The 880-nt window shown below is 67.7% G+C and carries 1 protein-coding gene; it reads right to left on the reverse strand.

Annotation, left to right across the window (positions count from 1 at the left end; genetic code table 11):
* A partial coding sequence (locus ACFHWY_RS28700) for a transposase family protein (RefSeq protein ID WP_416583358.1) occupies positions 1-808 on the reverse strand: 808 nt, incomplete at its 3' end.
* Positions 809-880: the final 72 nt, after the last annotated feature.

The following is an 880-nucleotide window of genomic DNA, read 5'->3' on the forward strand; positions in this document are numbered from 1 at the left end:
GGGTGAGATGGAGAGCGGCGCGGACGATGTCGCCGACCTGTCGTGGGCTGGCTGTGCTGTGACGCAGGGTCCGCCAGCGGCCTACGAGGATCGCGAAGCCGCGTTCTCCGAGGCATCGCATGGATCGAAGGAGAGTGTTGTAGGTGCGGTTGTCGACCGCGAGGCGACGGCCGTCGGTGGGCTGCTTGTATGGAGTGTGGATGCCCTGGCCAGCGCCTTCGTAGCCGGAGTCGGCCAGGGTCGGCAGCCTCAGTTCGGAGGCCGCCCAGTAGAGGACGCCGGTGACATCCAGCCGTTGGGCGCAGGTCAGGTCGTGTAGATGTCCGGGCATGGCATCCGAGGTCCAGATCGGGAGCCCGTCCGGGCGCATCACGGCCTGAATGTTCGCGCCGAAGTCGCGGTGTTTCCCGGAGTACCAGGCGTCGATCGTGTCGCCTTTCACGCTCACGGTGGTCTCGGCGAGGCGGTCGGTGTCGAACAGCTTGCCGTCGAGGATGACGTGTGACCAGCCGTCGGCGGCGACCCGCGTCAGGGCGTCGTGCAGGGTGGGCGTCTGCGCCGCCAGGACCCGCACGGCCTCGGCGACGTACCGGTAGGCGGTCGCCCTCGACACCCCGAACCCGGCCCCGAGGGTGGTCTTGTCCTCACCCTTGCGGAACCACACCAACACCAGAAGCGCCTGGTAGAAGCACGTCAACGCACGGGTTCCCGGCCGGGTACCCACCACCCGGCGCTCGGCGCGCAACAGCCGCGCCACGTGCTGCGCGAGTTCCCTCGGGACGTCGAGCCTGGCAGAATACGTGATCACGTGGAGCCCTCTCGGAGACTGATCTTGTCGCAAAGACCTGTCTACCGATGGCTCCACGCCCACATCCAGCAC

The sequence above is a fragment of the Micromonospora sp. LOL_024 genome (assembly GCF_048060415.1).
Classification (GTDB): domain Bacteria; phylum Actinomycetota; class Actinomycetes; order Mycobacteriales; family Micromonosporaceae; genus Micromonospora.